This is a genomic window from Mycobacterium sp. NGS51 (assembly GCF_059812525.1).
Genome location: NZ_JCALCV010000003.1, coordinates 187,218 through 202,239, shown reverse-complemented (window position 1 = coordinate 202,239; position 15,022 = coordinate 187,218). Strand labels below are relative to the sequence as shown.

Sequence of the window (15,022 nt, the reverse complement as noted above, 5' to 3'; positions counted from 1 at the left end):
GCGTATCGCGTCTCAGCACCGCAGGCTGCCTGGCGAGGCCCCGTCGACGAAGTAGCGCACTACTGCGGTGTCGACGCAGGGGTCGCCGCTGAATACCACGGTGTGCTGCGTGCCGTCGTAGGTGATCAGCGGGGCACCGAGCTGGTGGGCCAGGTCAACTCCGGCTTGATACGGGGTGGCCGGGTCGTGGGTGGTGGACACGACAACGACCTTGTCTCCGCACGGCGACGATGCGCGCTGCGCAGCGGCGCGAGGAGGAGCCGGGCAATCGGCCGAAGCCACCGGCGCGGCCGTATGCGGCGACGACGTTGCCGGAACTGGCCACAGCGCGCACAGATCGCGCGGCGCATAGCCGGTGAACTGCCCATACGACAGGAACGGTGCGACCTGCCGGATTTTGCGATCGGCCTCCACCCACGCTGCCGGATCGGTAGGCGCGGGTGCGTCGACGCAGCGGATCGCGCTGAACGCGTCCTGGGAGTTGTCGTAGTGGCCACTGTCGTCGCGTCCGTTGTAGTCGTCGGCGAGCTTCAACAGGTCATCAGCGTCGGCGCCGCGTTGCAGCCCCAACAGCCCGCTGGTCAGAAACTTCCAGTACTGCGGGGTGTAGAGCGCGTTGATCGTCCCGGTGGTGGCATCGGCATAGCTCAGCCCCCGCGGGTCCGACGTCTTGCCGGGCTTGTCGACAAGCGGGTCGACCAGGTCGTGGTAGCGGCTCACCCATTTGGTGGGATCGGTGCCCAACGGGCAGCCTTGCGAGCGGGCGCAATCCGCGGCGTAGTCGTTGAACACGGTTTGAAACCCGGCCATTTGGTTGATGTTTTCCTCGATCGGGCCGACGCTGGGATCGATCGCGCCGTCAAGCACCATGGCCCGCGCGTGCTCGCCGAACCGCTCGACGTAGGCGGTGCCCAACTCGGTGCCGTAGCTGTAGCCCAAGTAGTTGATCTGCTCATCGCCCAGCGCCTGCCGGACCATGTCCATATCGCGGGCGGCAGCCGCGGTTCCGACGTTGGCCAGGAACGCCGCGCCCATTCGTTCCGAGCATTGTCGGGCCAACTGTTGGTAGAGCGCCTCGATGTGGGCAACCCCGGCTGGGCTGTAGTCGACCATCGGTTCGCGGCGATACGCGTCGAATTCGGCGTCGGTGCGGCAGCGCAGCGCCGGCGTGGAGTGGCCGACCCCACGGGGGTCGAATCCGACCAGGTCGAAGCGCTGCGCGATCTCGCTGTCGGACAGCGCCGCCCCCATCGCCGCGACGGTGTCGACGGCCGAGGCTCCCGGCCCGCCGGGATTGACCAACAATGATCCGATCCGCGGGCCGGTGGCCGGAATCCGAATCAGCGCGAGCTGCGCCTGAGCGCCGGTTGGCTCGCTGTAGTCGACCGGGACCGGCACGGTAGTACAGCGGGCGGTGGGAATGTCGCTGGTGTCATCGAGAAATCGGCTACAGCTTCCCCAGCTGAGCGCCGTAATGGGTTGACCGGCGTCTGCTTCCGGGGCGGCACCGGCCGGTGCGACGGCGGGAGCGGTCAACAACGCAAACGAAAGCAGCGCAGAGCTCAGCCGTCTCATGCGCCACATGGCTGTCCATCGTCGCACGGGTCAGAGCCATGCTGCACGGCCACAAGGTCACACCTTGGTCTCGTTATCTGCCGCGGAGTCTTAGCATTTCGCGTCCGGCGGCGGCGTGGTCCCATTGATCAGATACGCCGTCGCGTAGTCGTCGATGCAGCCGTTACCCTGAAAGACAACGGTGTGCTGAGTCCCGTCGAAGGTGAGCAGCGACCCGCGCAGTTGCTTGGCGAGGTCGACACCGGCTTTGTACGGTGTCGCCGGGTCGTGGGTCGTCGAGACCACCACGGTCGGCGGCAGTCCGGGCGCAGAGATGACGTGCGGTCTGCTGGTGGGCGGCACCGGCCAGAACGCACACGTCCCCAGCGGCGCGTCGCCGGTGAACTTTCCGTAGCTCATGAACGGTGCGATTTCGCGTGAGCGACGGTCCTCGTCGATGATCTTGGCCCGGTCCTTGACCGGCGGTTGATCAACACAGTTGATCGCCACCCGGGCGTCGCTGGCGTTGGTGTAGTGACCGTGCGAATCGCGGCGCATGTACATGTCGGCCAGCGCCAGCAGGGTGTCGCCGCGACCGCCTCTCAGTTCGCTCAGCCCGGTGGTCAGATGGTGCCACAGCGTCGGCGAGTACAGCGCCATGATGGTTCCCACGATCGCGTCGCTGTAGCTGAGGCCGCGCGGATCTTTGGTGGGCGCCGGCTTGCCGATCCTCGGGTTGTCCGGGTCGACCAGCGGATTCACCAGGCTCTGGTAGACGTCGACGGATTTCGCCGGATCGGTGCCCAACGCGCACGTCGGGGCCTTCGCACAGTCGGCCGCGAAGTCGTTGAAGGCATCCTGAAATCCCTTGGCCTGCCGCAGATCCGCCTCGATCGGGTCAGCGTTGGGGTCGACGGCGCCGTCGAGGATCATCGCCCGCACGTTCTGCGGATAGGCCTCGGCGTAGGCGGAGCCGATCCGCGTCCCATAGGAGTAGCCGAGATAGGTCAGCTTGTCGTCGCCGAGCGCATCGCGGATGGCGTCGAGGTCGCGTGCGACATTGACGGTCCCGACGTTGGCCAGGAAATTGTTGCCCATCTTGGCCTTGCAGCGGCCGACGAACTCCTTGGTTTCGTCCTCGATGTGCGCCACGCCCGCCGGGCTGTAGTCGACCTGAGGCTCGGCACGGAGCCGGTCGTTGTCGGCGTCGGAGTTGCACCAGATCGCCGGGCGCGACGACGCCACCCCGCGAGGGTCGAAGCCGACCAGGTCGAAGCGCTCACGGACCCGTGTCGGCAACGACTGCACGACACTGACCGCGGCTTCGATACCAGACTCTCCGGGCCCGCCGGGATTGATGACCAGTGAGCCGATCTTGTCGCCGGTCGCCGGAAAACGCATCATCGCCAGCGTCGTGGCATCGCCGTCGAGGTGGTTGTAGTCGACCGGCACGGCGATCTTGCCGCATTGCGCGCCGGCCGGGAGCTTCACCGCAGTACCGCCGGTGACCCGGCACTGCCCCCACTCCAGCGCCTGACCGATTTTCGGGCCCTCCAACACCGCGCGTCCACTCACGACGTGAGTGCAGCTCGCCACTGTCATGACGATCGTGGCCATCGCGGTCCAGATCAGCATCGTGCACGCGATCGTGTCGCGGCGAGTCAAGCCCATGGTCACCTATGCTGCCATGCGCTCAGAACTGACCACGCCGGCGCATATCACCGGATAGCAAGCAGCAGTTCTTCCATCCCGACGGGGAAGTCGTCGGCCAACTCCCACAAGTCCGGCACCAACTCCGGGCAGGCGATCAGGCCGACGTCCAGCTTGCCGTTCAGCGACATCACCGTGATGTTCAGGCCCGAGCCGTGAAAGATCGGGCCCAGTGGATACATCGCCTTGACTTCGCAGCCCAGCAGGTACAACGGCATCTGCGGGCCCGGAACATTGGAGATCACCAGGTTGTGCACCGGGCGGCTGCGGGTCAGGCGTGTCCGGGCGTAGGTCCGCATGGCCAGGCCGAACACCGCTGGCGCCGCGAACTGCGACCAGTCTTGCAGCAGCGCCGCGTTGATCGCCGAGCTGTGTTGTTTGGCAACCGAATTCGCTTCGGAGATGGCCTTGATGCGCTCAGCCGGGTCGGCGATGTTGGAGTGCAAACTGGCGAACATGCCCGAAACCTGGTTACGCCCCGGCCGGTCGGATTTGCCGTGCACCGATACCGGCACCATCGCCACCAACGAAGAGTCCGGCAGTTCGCCACGGTCAAGCAGGAATTGGCGCAGCACCCCGGACACCAGCGCCATCACCACGTCGTTCACTTTGACGTCGAAGTGGTTTTTGACCTTCTTGACGTCTTCGAGATCCAGTTGCGCATAGGCGATGTTGCGGTTCCCGGTAATGCTGGCGTTGAACGTGGTTTGCGGCGCGGCGAACGGACGTGCCATCGTCTGCCCGCTACTCGCCCGCATCAGCGTCTTGACCACTGACGTCGCCGTGTTGGGCAGCACTTTGCGCAGAGATAGCGGTCGCGACGCGAATCTCGCCAAGCCGCCCAACGCGATCCGGACCTGGTCGCCGCCGCCTACGCCGTCCACCGCTTCCGGCGCGGGTGCGTCTGCTTCGGTGCTGCACAGCTGCGACATCAGGTTCGCACCGGTCACCCCGTCCACGCATGCGTGGTGCACTTTGGTCATCACCGCCAGCCGGCCGCCGCTCTGGGCATCGGTGCCCGCGACGCCCTCGATCACCCACATCTCCCAGAGGGGCCGGCTGCGGTCCAGCGGCAGGGCCGCAATATGGCCGCAGATCTCCGTCAGCTCCATCCGCCCTCCCGGTGGCGGTAACCCGATGCGGTGCAGATGCCGGCTGACATCGAAGCTCTCGTCGTCCACCCACACCGGATGGTCGAGGTTGAGCGGGCTGTCGGCGAGCTTCTCGCGGAACTGCGGCATCGCCTTGATCCGGATCGCCAATTCGTCGCGAAACCGGTCGAAGCTGTAGCCGCCCGGCATTGTCGAGGTGTCGACTTCCAGGATCGAACAGACATGCAATGGCTGAGAAGGGGTCTCTAAATACAGGAAACTGGCGTCGAGTCCGCTGAGCCGCTGCATTCGCAGATGGTATGTCCGGTACTGCGTGATGGAGTGAAAATCGCGGGCGCGGATCCCGGTGTGAGGAAGTCCACTGGGCGTGGCGTGTATCGGCACCGCGATAGATGGCAGACTGGCATGATCAGACGAACCCGGGGACCCGGCAGGGCCACGAGGATCGACCCGACCATCACTAGGGACAATGATGTCTGAACAGACCGTGTACGGCGCTTCCCAGCAGGCCACTGCACCGCGGACCAAGATCCGCATCCACCACTTGCAGAAGATGAAGGCCGAAGGCCACAAGTGGGCCATGCTCACGGCCTACGACTACTCCACCGCCCGCATCTTCGACGACGCCGGCATTCCCGTGCTGCTGGTCGGTGACTCCGCTGCCAACGTCGTCTACGGCTACGACACCACCGTGCCGATCTGCGTCGACGAGCTGATTCCGCTGGTTCGCGGTGTGGTGCGCGGCGCCCCGCACGCTCTGGTGGTCGCCGATCTGCCGTTCGGCAGCTATGAGGCCGGACCCACCGCCGCGCTGACCACTGCCACCCGGTTCATGAAGGAGGCCGGCGCGCACGCGGTCAAGCTGGAAGGCGGCGAACGGGTGGCCGAGCAGATCGCCACGCTGACCGCGGCCGGTATCCCGGTGATGGCGCACATCGGCTTCACCCCGCAAAGTGTCAACAGCCTCGGCGGCTTCCGGGTGCAGGGCCGAGGTGACGCCGCCGAACAGACCATCGCCGATGCGATTGCCGTCGCCGAAGCCGGCGCGTTTTCAGTCGTGATGGAAATGGTGCCAGCCGAGTTGGCCACCCAGATCACCGGCAAGCTGACCATCCCGACCGTCGGCATCGGGGCGGGCCCCAACTGCGACGCACAGGTGCTGGTCTGGCAGGACATGGCAGGGCTCACCAACGGCAAGACCGCCCGCTTCGTCAAACGGTTCGGTGACGTCGGAGCCGAACTGCGCAGGGCCGCAACGCAATACGCAGAAGAGGTTGCCAGCGGCGTTTTTCCCGCCGACGAGCACAGCTTCTGACCCGTCTGCCGGACGCCTCGCGGATAAATCCCGAGTTACCCTGGACGCCTATCCCTCATCCCCCGGCGGAGGCGCGACATGGCTGTCAAGGCCCCCGACACGTCGCGCTATCTGGAAGTGGAGCGCAAGTTCGACGTCGTCGAGTCGACGTCGCCGCCGTCGTTTGACGGGATCACGACCATCGTTCGGGTGGAGGGGCCACCGGCCCAGACCCTGGACGCCGTGTACTTCGACACGCCGGAACGTGACCTGGCGTCCAAACGCGTCACGTTGCGCCGTCGTACCGGCGGCACCGACGCTGGGTGGCATCTGAAGTTGCCGGCCGGTCCCGACGCACGCACCGAGGTTAGGGCATCGTTGGATGCCGAAGGCAACCAGGATGGGGTGCCGGCCGACTTGGTGGATGTGGTCTTGGCGATCGTGCGGGATCGTCCGCTGCTTCCGGTGGCGCGGATCAGCACCACACGCAAAGTTCACCTGCTGCACGGCACCGACGGCGTGTTGGCGGAATTCTGCGATGACCGGGTCACCGCACGACTGGCCGACGAATCCGCCGGCGAACAGCGTTGGCGCGAGTGGGAACTCGAACTCGTCGATGCCGACGCGACGGCTGACACCGATCTGCTGGACCGGCTGAGCAACCGGCTGCTCGGCGCCGGTGCCACGCCGGCGCGGCATCTGTCCAAACTCGCGCGGGCACTCGACGGGATTGTGCCGCCGCATGATTCGCCGGCGCAGGCGGCCAACCCGGTGCATCGCGCGGTGGCCGAGCAGATCGACGAGTTGCTTGTCTGGGACCGCGCGGTGCGCGCCGACGCCGACGATGCGGTGCACCAAATGCGGGTCGCGACACGCAAAATCCGCAGCCTGCTGCGGGCTGCGCCGGATTCGTTTGGGCTGGCAGACAACGCGTGGATCCTGGACGAATTGCGCGAATTGGGCCGGGTGTTGGGAACGGCCCGCGACGCCGAGGTGCTCGCCGAGCGTTACCAGCAGGCCCTGGACGGTCTGCCACCCCAACTGGTGCGCGGCCGGGTCCGGGAGCGCCTCGTCGACGACGCGCAGCGCCGGTACCGAAAAGGCTTATCGCGATCGCTGATTGCGCTGCGCTCGCCGCGGTATTTCAGGCTGCTCGACGCCCTCGAGGCGATCGTCGCGGAGCCGTCGGCCAGGCCAGATCAGGAATCAACACCGGTCACCGTCGAGGCCGCCTACAAGCGGGTGCGCAAGGCGTCGAAGCAGGCAACCGGTGCGCCCGAGGAAGACCGCGACGACGCGCTGCACGGTATCCGCAAGAAAGCCAAGCGGCTGCGTTACACCGCGTCGGCGACGGGTGCGGGCAAGGTGTCCGAGCGCGCCAAAGCCATCCAGACATTGCTCGGAGATCACCAGGACAGCGTCGTCAGCCGATCCCATCTACAGCAACAGGCGGCGGCCGCACATGCAGCCGGCGAGGACACCTTCACCTACGGTCTGCTCTATCAGCAGGAGGCCGAACTGGCTCAACGCCGCCGCGAGCAACTCGACAAGGCGCTGCGCAAGCTCGACAAGGCGGCACGCAAAACACTGCGATGACTGCGCCGAGCGGGGCGGACGAGTTGGCCTGTAAGCCGGATTCTGTTCCGCGCCGCCATGTCTGGCGGCGAGGCGGCGACCATCCATCTGGACACACCGTTGCCGGGTGCCTCAAGCGGCCTACCCGCAGGCTCGGGCGAGCAACCCTCGGACACCTGCGCGGCCGCACCGCAGTGCGGCCTTCTTGGCCTTGCTTCGGGTGGGGTTTGCCGAGCCATCCCGGTCACCCGGGATGCTGGTGCGCTCTTACCGCACCGTTTCACCCTTACTACCTAGGTAGCGGTCTGTTTTCTGTGGCACTTTCCCGCGAGTCACCTCGGATTGCTGTTAGCAATCACCCTGCTCTGTGAAGTCCGGACTTTCCTCGACTCGCATGGCGAACCAGCACGAGCCGCGGTCGCCCAGCCAACTCGTCCGCGTTGATCACCGTACCTGCTGCCGAATGTCCAGGCCAGCCCATCTAGGCGGCATGGAGATCGGACAACCGGATGGCGACGGCGACTTCCAACTCGCTTACCTCGATCCCAGCAGGAGCTCGTGCAACCGGTGGCGCTCCCGAGCGATAGCGCGCGCCCGTCGGCGTAGTGAATTCCGCTGTGTGGGTACTTTTTTGGTCGATGCTGGTGTTCACCTGCCAGCCGGCGGCCTCTTTGGCGTAGTTGCATCGTTCGCAGGTTCCGAGTCCATTCCCGACCGAAGTCGCACCGCCGCGACGGTGCGGCACGGCATGGTCGCGGTGCCGGATCGGCGCATCACAATATGGAGTGCGGCACCGCTGGTCCCGGAACTCGATGAACTTGACCAAGCCGCGTGGAAACAAGCGTGCCCTGGATTCCATAGCCACCAGCGCACCGGAGCGCGGATGTGCGTAGAGCCGCCGCAGGGTGGCGCGCGACTGTGAGTCGGCGACGGCGGCGGAGATCAATCCGCGCGCGACTGCCGCCGGTATCGGGCCGTAGCCGCAGATATCCGCCGCCGTGTTGTCGCCGCCGAGCAGCGTTTGGTCGGAGAGCACCAGGTTGACCGCGATCGGAGCGGGTGTCGCTGCGCTTCGCCCAGTAACCCGTTCGATCAGCGTGTCGGCCATGATCTGGCCACGAGACCGGCCGTCGAATGTGGTGTCGGCCGCGCGGCGCAGCGCGGCATATACGGATACGCCTTGAGCGACCGGGAGTAGCGCCGTCAAATACGTCATGGTGTCAGGCGCGGGCCGGATCGTCACAGTACGTTCGTCTGCCGCTTTGGCCGCCCGCTCGACGACAGCGTGCGGGTCGAGTCGATAGGCAATCGCTTTGGCGGCCGCGGCTACCCGAGCATCACCCAAACCATCGAGATCGGCGGGCTGGCCGCACAACTCAGCGTCCAGTATGCGTCGGTCCTCGACGTCCAAACATGCGCTTTCCCGCACGATCAGAGTTGCCCGCCACTCCGACAACACTCCAGTCTCCAGCGCCGCGAGGGTGTGCGGCATCTCGTGTACGAGCGCTTTGGCGAACCCGAGGTGCCGGCCGCCCCGGGCCGGGGAATCGCGCCGCGCAAGTGCGATCTCGCTGGCCACGCCACGACAGCGACGTGCCGCAGGAACACCGGCCGCGGCCTCGGCAGACCGCCGCGCTGCATCCAAAGCGGCCGCCGCCCGGGCCTGCCCAGCGGCCGCCGCGGACTTGACACGCTCCAACTCGGCAATGCGCTCCACCAGCGCCGATTCCTCGCTAGCCGGGTCAACCACCGCCAGGTTATCGAACATACGTTCGATCATACACGATCCCGGCGGCATTGCCTATCGTGAGAACGGTGACGCAGGTCAATAGATGGCTCAAGCGTGTCGACGCCGGTGACTGGGACGCCATCACCGCCGACCTCAATGTCCACGGCGGTGCGCTGCTACCCCGGCTCCTCACGCGCGCCGAGGCGCAGAAGCTCCGTGCGCTCTATGACCGCGACGAACTTTTCCGCAAAACCATCGAGATGGAACGCCACCGCTACGGCGTCGGCCAGTACCGGTACTTCCGCGCACCGTATCCCGAGCCGATCGAACGGCTCAAACAGGCGCTGTTTCCACGACTACTGCCGATCGCCCGAGACTGGTACACCAAGCTTCGTCGCGACACACCATGGCCCGACAGCCTCGACGAATGGCTGACAATGTGTCACGCGGCCGGTCAGACCAAACCGACGGCGCTGCTGCTGAAGTACGGCGCCGACGGTTGGAACGCGTTACACCGAGACCTGTACGGCGAGCTGGTTTTCCCGCTTCAGGTCGTGATCAACCTGAGCGATCCGGCTAGCGAGTACACCGGCGGTGAGTTCCTGCTCGTCGAACAACGCCCGCGGGCACAGTCCCGCGGCCTCGCAACCCAACTGCCGCAGGGTCATGGCTATTTGTTCACCACTCGCGACCGGCCGGTGCAATCAACCCGCGGTTGGTCGACATCACCGGTGCGCCATGGTCTTTCCGTGGTCCGGTCCGGTGAGCGCTATGCGCTGGGGTTGATCTTTCACGACGCGGCCTGACTGTCGCGTCGCAGTACGATGATGTTGTCGGCTACCGTGCCGACTTGGCCGTCCGGCCCGGTAACCTGCCGCTCCACACTCTCGGCACGCACCGGGCGCAGGCCGGTGTCGGTCAGCGGTAGTGCGGCAAGTACATCGGAAACACTGGGAAATGGGTAATCCTGGTGCTGCGACCACGGCGGCGCCGACCCGTGGTCGACGATCAGCAGCACACCGCCGGGCGTCAAGTGACCGGCGGCGCGTGGCAACACCTGCTCGCGCTCCAGCCGCACGGGTGAGTGCAAGTACTGCGCCGACACCAGGTCATAGCTCCCGTCCGGAAAGCTATCGGAAAGATCGAGGCGCTTGAAGACGATGCGATCCAATAGGTTCCGTTGGCGCGCGTCATCAGTTGCGCGCTGTAGCGCGGTCGCCGAGACGTCGACGGCCACCACCTGCCACCCGTGCTCGGCCAACCACACGGCATCAGCCCCCTCACCGCAGCCCAGATCAAGGGCTCGGCCGGCCGGTAAGCGCCCGGCCACCTCGGCCAGGTGCGCATTGACTCGTCCGCTCCACACCCGATCGGCTTGGCGATAGTGCTGCTCCCAGAACTGCTGCACATCGTCGAGTTCAGCTTCCATATCTAGAGCTTGCAGGCGCAGATCGAGTCTGCCAACCTAATTTGCCATGCAGGCAAACTCTGAAGACTCCGTGGATGTCGTGGTGCGCCGGCGGCTTCGAGAGCTGCGCATGCAGCGCGGCATGACGCTTGAAGATGTGGCGATGCGGGCGAATATCGATATTTCGACGCTGAGCCGCCTGGAATCCGGGAAGCGCCGGTTGGCCCTGGATCATCTGCCCAGGTTGGCCAAGGCGCTTTCGGTCAGCACGGATGAGTTGCTGCGGGAGCCCGAGCAACCCGACCCGCGAGTGCGGGGCGCCTCGCATACCCGGCACGGCATCACTTACTGGCCGCTGACGCGGCAGGGTCCGGCCGGCGGTTTGCACACCTTCAAGATTCGCGTCAAACGTCGCACGCCGCCGGCCGAGCTACCGGTGCACGAGGGGCAGGAATGGTTGTACGTGCTCTCCGGCCGGATGCGCCTGCTGCTCGGTGACCGAGACTTCGCGATCAAGCCTGGTGAGGCGGTCGAGTTCTCCACCTGGACCCCGCATTGGTTCGGTGCGGTGGACGCTCCGGTGGAAGCCATCGTGATCTTCGGCGCAAACGGCGAACGCCTGCATCTACACAGTTAGAGATAGGCCGTCTGGTTCACCAACCGCACCGACGAGTTCCCGTCGGGGTAGAACTCGGCGATACTCAACGACGCCAGGTCCAGGTGCAGCCGGTAGAGGATGCCGGTTCCGGCCTCCAGCGCCTGCCGCAGCAGCATTTTGATCGGCGTCACGTGCGACACCACCAACACCGTTGTACCGCCGTGCTCTTCGACGATCCGATCGCGCGCTGCCGCCACCCTCTGGTGCACGCTGTCGAAGCTTTCACCGCCGGGCGGCCTGGTGCTGGTGTCGCGCAGCCAGCGTCGATGCAGCTCAGGATCGCGCTCGGCGGCCTCGGCGAAAGTCAGTCCTTCCCAGGCGCCGAAATCGGTTTCGATCAAATCGTCGTCGACCGTCACATCCAAGCCCAGCGCCTTGGCGGCCGTCGTCGCGGTGTCATAGCAACGCTGCAGCGGCGAGCTGATCACCGCCGCGATTCCGCCCCGTTGGCCCAAATACCGGGCCGCCGCATCGGCTTGTTGCCGCCCCAGTTCGGTCAGCGCCGGATTACCGCGTCCCGAGTAACGCCGTTGTACCGACAGCTCGGTCTGCCCGTGCCGCAACAGCAGCAGCCGAGTGGCCGCGCCGCGGGCACCAGTCCAGCCGGGTGCCGTGATGGTCTCGGTTGCCGCGGCGGGCAGAGCAGTTTCGGTGGCCTCAGCGGCGGCATCCATCGCTTCGTTGGCCAGCCGGTCGGCATACGAGTTCTGCGCCCGCGGCACCCAGGTGTAGCTGATCTGCCCGAAACGCGCCGCCAGGGCGCGGGCCTGCGCGTGCAGCTCCGCCAGATCGGGATGTTTGACCTTCCAGCGTCCCGACATCTGTTCGACCACCAGCTTGGAGTCCATCGACACCGCGACATCGGTAGCACCGAGTTTGGCCGCCTCATCCAAACCGGCGATCAGCCCCCGATATTCGGCGACGTTATTGGTGGCGCGGCCAATCGCCTGCTTGCTCTCGGCCAACACGGTCGAACGGTCGGCCGACCACACCACCGATCCGTACCCGGCCGGCCCAGGGTTACCGCGCGACCCGCCGTCAGCCTCGACGAGGACTCTCATTTGCCGAAGCCAATGGTGCGCAACAGGATTGCACCGCATTCGGGGCAGCGCAGCACGTCGTCGTCGGCGGCCGCCGCGATCCGCGACAGCTCACCGCGGTCGATTTCGATGCGGCATGCTCCGCACCGGCGTCCCTGCAACGGCCCGGCGCCCGGGCCACCGCCGGCACGTTGCCGTTCATAAAGCGCAACCAGTTCTGGATCTAGCGCAGCCGTCAGCTCGTCGCGCCGCGACGAACGTTGCCGGCGAGTCTCGTCAATCTCGGCGAGTGCACCGTCGAGAGACTGTTGGGCGTTGCCGAGATCGTCCTGCAACTTGTCGACTGCCGTCGACTCGACGGTTTGATGAGCTTGCAGTTCCTCGCGGCGCTCCATGACCTCCAGCAGCGAATCCTCCAGGCTGGTCTGGCGGCGTTGCAACGTTTCCAATTCGTGCTGCAGCTCGGCCAATTGTTTGGCGTCTGCCACGGTCTGCAGCAGCGAGCGGTCGCGGTCCTCACGCTGGCGCACCGCGTCGATTTCCGACTCGAATCGAGACACTTGGGCGTCCAGATCCTCCATTGCGATTCGCACCGCGGCCAGCCGGTCGGTGGCGGCGCTGTGTTCAGCCTGCATCCGCTGATAGTCCTGCTGTTCGGGCAGATGGCCCGCCCGATGGGTGAGTCGGGACAGCTCGGCGTCCAGCTCGGCCAACTCGAGCAGCGACTGTTGTTGCACTACGGCAGCTTTCATGACGATAGGCCTTCGGCGGAATTGTCGACGTTCCAGGGGTCGGTGCGGATGGGGCACACCCGAACCGGCAGCGCGTCACCGAATGCCGAGCGCAACACGTCGGCGGCCTGGCCACACCACGGGTATTCGCTGGCCCAGTGGGCGACGTCGATCAGAGCCACATCAGAGGCGCGACGGTGCTCGTCGGCCGGGTGGTGCCGCAGATCGGCGGTGACATATGCCTGCACATCCGCGCCGGCTACCGCATCCAGCAATGAGTCCCCCGCGCCGCCGCACACCGCCACCCGCGACACCGGCGCGTCGGGGTCGCCGGCGGCACGCACCCCCCATGACGTTTGCGGCAGGCCGGCGCTAACCCGGGAGACAAACGCGCGCAACGATTCTGGGTGCGACAGGATGCCGATGCGGCCCAACCCAACATCGCCGGGCGGAGATGCGAGCGCGATGATGTCGAATGCCGGCTCCTCATAAGGGTGGGCGGCCCGCAGCGCCGAAAGCACCTCACCCCGCAATCGGGCCGGCGCGATGAACTCGACCCGGTCCTCGATCACCCGCTCGACGGCGCCAACCCTGCCGATTGTGGGCGAAGCTCCGTCGCGGGGCAGGAATTGGCCGGTGCCTGTGACACTCCAGCTGCAGTGCGCGTAGTCGCCGATCTCGCCGGCACCCGCGGCGAACACCGCCGCCCCCACCGCTTCAGCGTGGTCCGGCGGGACGAAAACGACCCACTTGTCGTGGTTGGCCATCGCTGCCAATGGCTCGAGCACCGCCTCGACGGTCAGTCCCAGCGTCTGCGCCAGCGCGTCGGACACCCCCGGTGAGGCGGAGTCGGCGTTGGTGTGCGCGGTGAACAGCGAACGCCCTGAACGGATCAGCCGGTGCACCAGAGCACCTTTGGCTGTGCTGGCCGCCACGGTGTCCACCCCGCGCAACAACAACGGATGGTGCGCCAGCAGCAGTCCCCCGTCGGGGACCTCGTCGACCACCGCTGTGGTGGCGTCGACCGCAATCGTCACCGATTCCACCGCGTCATCGGGGTCACCGCAGACCAGCCCGACCGAATCCCATGATTGGGCCAGCCGCGGCGGATATGCCTCGTCGAGCACGCCGATGACGTCGGCCAATCGCATAGTCATTCCAGCACCTCGCTCAACGCCTCGACCAGCAGCGACCACTCCGGGCGCACCGCCGCCCGCAGATACCGCCCATCCAGACCGACAAATGTGTCGCCGCGACGGACTGCAATACCCTTGGCGTGCAACCGCTTTCGCACCAGCTCAGCGTCGCCGACAGTGAACAGCACGAACGGCGCCCGGCCGTCAACCACGGCGACACCCACGGATTGCAGCCCGGACACCATCTCGGCCCGCAGCTCCGCCAGCCGCCGAGCGCCAACCGCCGCCTCGGCCACCGCGCCGGGAGCACAACAGGCCGCGATCGCCGCCAGTTGCAGGGTGCCCACCGGCCAGTGCGCGCGTCGTGAGGTCAGGCGGGCCAGCACCTGCGGCGGCCCAAGCGCGTAGCCCACCCGCAGCCCGGCCAGCGACCAGGTCTTGGTCAGGCTGCGTAACACCAGCACATCGGGCAGCGCATCACCGGCCAGCGACTCCGGCTCACCGGGAACCGCGTCGGCGAACGCCTCGTCGACCACCACGATCCGGCCGGGGCGGCGCAACGCGTGGATCTGCTCGCGAGCGTGCAGCACCGAGGTCGGATTGGTTGGGTTGCCCAGCACCACCAGATCTGCCTCGTCGGGCACCTGCACACCGGCCAGGCCGAACGGCGACTTGAGCACAACATGCTGAACCGGGACCCCGGCCGCGGCCAGCGCAATGTGCGGTTCGGTGAACGACGGCGCGATGATCGCGGCCAGTCGCGGGCACAGGTTGGCCAGCAGCGTGAACCCCTCGGCGGCGCCGGCCAGCACCGTCACCTCGTCGGGGGCGTGGCCGTGGCGGGCGCACACCGCTGCAATGGCGGCCCGCTCGTCGTCGACTCCCGGGTATCTTGCGAGGTCGGACAGCCGGTCGGTCAGCCGCCGGATCAGCCATGCCGGCGGTTGCGGATCACGAACGTTGACGGCGAAGTCCAGCATGCCCGGCTCAGCGGCCTGATCGCCGTGGTAGCGCGCCACCGCAAGCGGGGTCGGGTCCAGACTCGCCACGCTTGAAACAGTAACGGCCTCAGTGG

The 15,022-nt window shown here is 66.5% G+C and carries 13 protein-coding genes and 1 other RNA gene; 4 read left to right on the top strand and 10 right to left on the bottom strand.

The window, feature by feature from the left end; genetic code table 11:
* Positions 1-12 precede the first annotated feature (12 nt).
* The 3 genes from AC5Y5W_RS05295 to AC5Y5W_RS05285 all read right to left on the bottom strand — a co-directional run bounded on the left by AC5Y5W_RS05295 (position 13) and on the right by AC5Y5W_RS05285 (position 4,664).
* Positions 13-1,584 (bottom strand): alpha/beta hydrolase, encoded by a 1,572-nt coding sequence (locus AC5Y5W_RS05295; protein ID WP_500022181.1) that lies wholly within the window; start codon positions 1,582-1,584, stop codon positions 13-15.
* An 81-nt stretch (positions 1,585-1,665) separates the two neighbouring features.
* Complete coding sequence (locus AC5Y5W_RS05290; protein WP_500022180.1) at positions 1,666-3,231, bottom strand: alpha/beta hydrolase; 1,566 nt, start codon at positions 3,229-3,231, stop codon at positions 1,666-1,668.
* 41 nt (positions 3,232-3,272) lie between these two features.
* A complete protein-coding gene (locus tag AC5Y5W_RS05285; RefSeq protein WP_500022179.1) occupies positions 3,273-4,664 on the bottom strand; it encodes a WS/DGAT/MGAT family O-acyltransferase in 1,392 nt (463 codons plus the stop codon).
* A 184-nt stretch (positions 4,665-4,848) separates the two neighbouring features.
* Here AC5Y5W_RS05285 and panB point away from each other — a divergent pair, with 184 nt between their 5' ends.
* Together panB and AC5Y5W_RS05275 are read left to right on the top strand one after the other, a co-directional pair.
* Positions 4,849-5,691: a 3-methyl-2-oxobutanoate hydroxymethyltransferase gene (panB, locus tag AC5Y5W_RS05280; RefSeq protein WP_500022178.1), complete on the top strand. Its 843-nt coding sequence runs from the start codon at positions 4,849-4,851 to the stop codon at positions 5,689-5,691.
* 78 nt (positions 5,692-5,769) lie between these two features.
* A complete protein-coding gene (locus AC5Y5W_RS05275; RefSeq protein ID WP_500022177.1) occupies positions 5,770-7,266 on the top strand; it encodes a CYTH and CHAD domain-containing protein in 1,497 nt (498 codons plus the stop codon).
* 15 nt (positions 7,267-7,281) lie between these two features.
* Here AC5Y5W_RS05275 and rnpB read toward each other — a convergent pair.
* Together rnpB and AC5Y5W_RS05265 are read right to left on the bottom strand one after the other, a co-directional pair.
* An RNA gene (gene rnpB / locus AC5Y5W_RS05270) (RNase P RNA component class A) lies at positions 7,282-7,679 on the bottom strand.
* 47 nt (positions 7,680-7,726) lie between these two features.
* Positions 7,727-9,013, bottom strand: coding sequence for an HNH endonuclease (locus tag AC5Y5W_RS05265; RefSeq protein ID WP_500022176.1), 1,287 nt, complete (start codon positions 9,011-9,013; stop codon positions 7,727-7,729).
* A 47-nt stretch (positions 9,014-9,060) separates the two neighbouring features.
* On the opposite strand from AC5Y5W_RS05265, the gene AC5Y5W_RS05260 reads away from it, so the two are divergent.
* A complete protein-coding gene (locus tag AC5Y5W_RS05260) occupies positions 9,061-9,780 on the top strand; it encodes a 2OG-Fe(II) oxygenase (RefSeq protein WP_500022175.1) in 720 nt (239 codons plus the stop codon).
* Here AC5Y5W_RS05260 and AC5Y5W_RS05255 read toward each other — a convergent pair.
* Entirely contained in the window at positions 9,765-10,403 is a 639-nt protein-coding gene (locus tag AC5Y5W_RS05255; RefSeq protein ID WP_500022174.1) for a class I SAM-dependent methyltransferase, read from the bottom strand. The genes AC5Y5W_RS05260 and AC5Y5W_RS05255 overlap by 16 nt on opposite strands.
* Positions 10,404-10,449: 46 nt before the next feature.
* On the opposite strand from AC5Y5W_RS05255, the gene AC5Y5W_RS05250 reads away from it, so the two are divergent.
* Positions 10,450-11,019, top strand: coding sequence for a helix-turn-helix domain-containing protein (locus AC5Y5W_RS05250; protein WP_500022173.1), 570 nt, complete (start codon positions 10,450-10,452; stop codon positions 11,017-11,019).
* Here AC5Y5W_RS05250 and AC5Y5W_RS05245 read toward each other — a convergent pair.
* The 4 genes from AC5Y5W_RS05245 to cobC are packed head-to-tail and all read right to left on the bottom strand — an operon-like array spanning position 11,016 to position 14,996.
* A complete protein-coding gene (locus AC5Y5W_RS05245; RefSeq protein WP_500022172.1) occupies positions 11,016-12,101 on the bottom strand; it encodes a bifunctional RNase H/acid phosphatase in 1,086 nt (361 codons plus the stop codon). The two genes, AC5Y5W_RS05250 and AC5Y5W_RS05245, sit on opposite strands and share 4 nt — an antisense overlap.
* Complete coding sequence (locus AC5Y5W_RS05240; protein WP_500022171.1) at positions 12,098-12,832, bottom strand: zinc ribbon domain-containing protein; 735 nt, start codon at positions 12,830-12,832, stop codon at positions 12,098-12,100. Before AC5Y5W_RS05240 ends, AC5Y5W_RS05245 begins: the two co-directional genes overlap by 4 nt.
* On the bottom strand, positions 12,829-13,968 hold the full coding sequence (locus AC5Y5W_RS05235) for a Nif3-like dinuclear metal center hexameric protein (RefSeq protein WP_500022170.1): 1,140 nt from the start codon (positions 13,966-13,968) through the stop codon (positions 12,829-12,831). The genes AC5Y5W_RS05240 and AC5Y5W_RS05235 overlap by 4 nt, the downstream gene beginning before the upstream one ends.
* The gene (cobC, locus tag AC5Y5W_RS05230) at positions 13,965-14,996 is read right to left on the bottom strand and encodes an Rv2231c family histidinol phosphate aminotransferase CobC (RefSeq protein WP_500022169.1); all 1,032 of its coding nucleotides are present in this window, start codon (positions 14,994-14,996) and stop codon (positions 13,965-13,967) included. The genes AC5Y5W_RS05235 and cobC overlap by 4 nt, the downstream gene beginning before the upstream one ends.
* Positions 14,997-15,022 lie beyond the last annotated feature (26 nt).

Excerpts from the sequence above, each read along its gene's own strand:
- AC5Y5W_RS05255 (WP_500022174.1), bottom strand. The coding sequence starts at position 10,403 with ATGGAAGCTGAACTCGACGATGTGCAGCAGTTCTGGGAGCAGCACTAT.
- AC5Y5W_RS05265 (WP_500022176.1), bottom strand. The coding sequence starts at position 9,013 with ATGTTCGATAACCTGGCGGTGGTTGACCCGGCTAGCGAGGAATCGGCG.
- AC5Y5W_RS05275 (WP_500022177.1), top strand. The coding sequence starts at position 5,770 with ATGGCTGTCAAGGCCCCCGACACGTCGCGCTATCTGGAAGTGGAGCGC.
- AC5Y5W_RS05285 (WP_500022179.1), bottom strand. The coding sequence starts at position 4,664 with ATGCAGCGGCTCAGCGGACTCGACGCCAGTTTCCTGTATTTAGAGACC.
- AC5Y5W_RS05295 (WP_500022181.1), bottom strand. The coding sequence starts at position 1,584 with ATGTGGCGCATGAGACGGCTGAGCTCTGCGCTGCTTTCGTTTGCGTTG.
- AC5Y5W_RS05235 (WP_500022170.1), bottom strand. The coding sequence starts at position 13,968 with ATGACTATGCGATTGGCCGACGTCATCGGCGTGCTCGACGAGGCATAT.
- AC5Y5W_RS05250 (WP_500022173.1), top strand. The coding sequence starts at position 10,450 with ATGCAGGCAAACTCTGAAGACTCCGTGGATGTCGTGGTGCGCCGGCGG.
- AC5Y5W_RS05245 (WP_500022172.1), bottom strand. The coding sequence starts at position 12,101 with ATGAGAGTCCTCGTCGAGGCTGACGGCGGGTCGCGCGGTAACCCTGGG.
- AC5Y5W_RS05240 (WP_500022171.1), bottom strand. The coding sequence starts at position 12,832 with ATGAAAGCTGCCGTAGTGCAACAACAGTCGCTGCTCGAGTTGGCCGAG.
- panB (WP_500022178.1), top strand. The coding sequence starts at position 4,849 with ATGTCTGAACAGACCGTGTACGGCGCTTCCCAGCAGGCCACTGCACCG.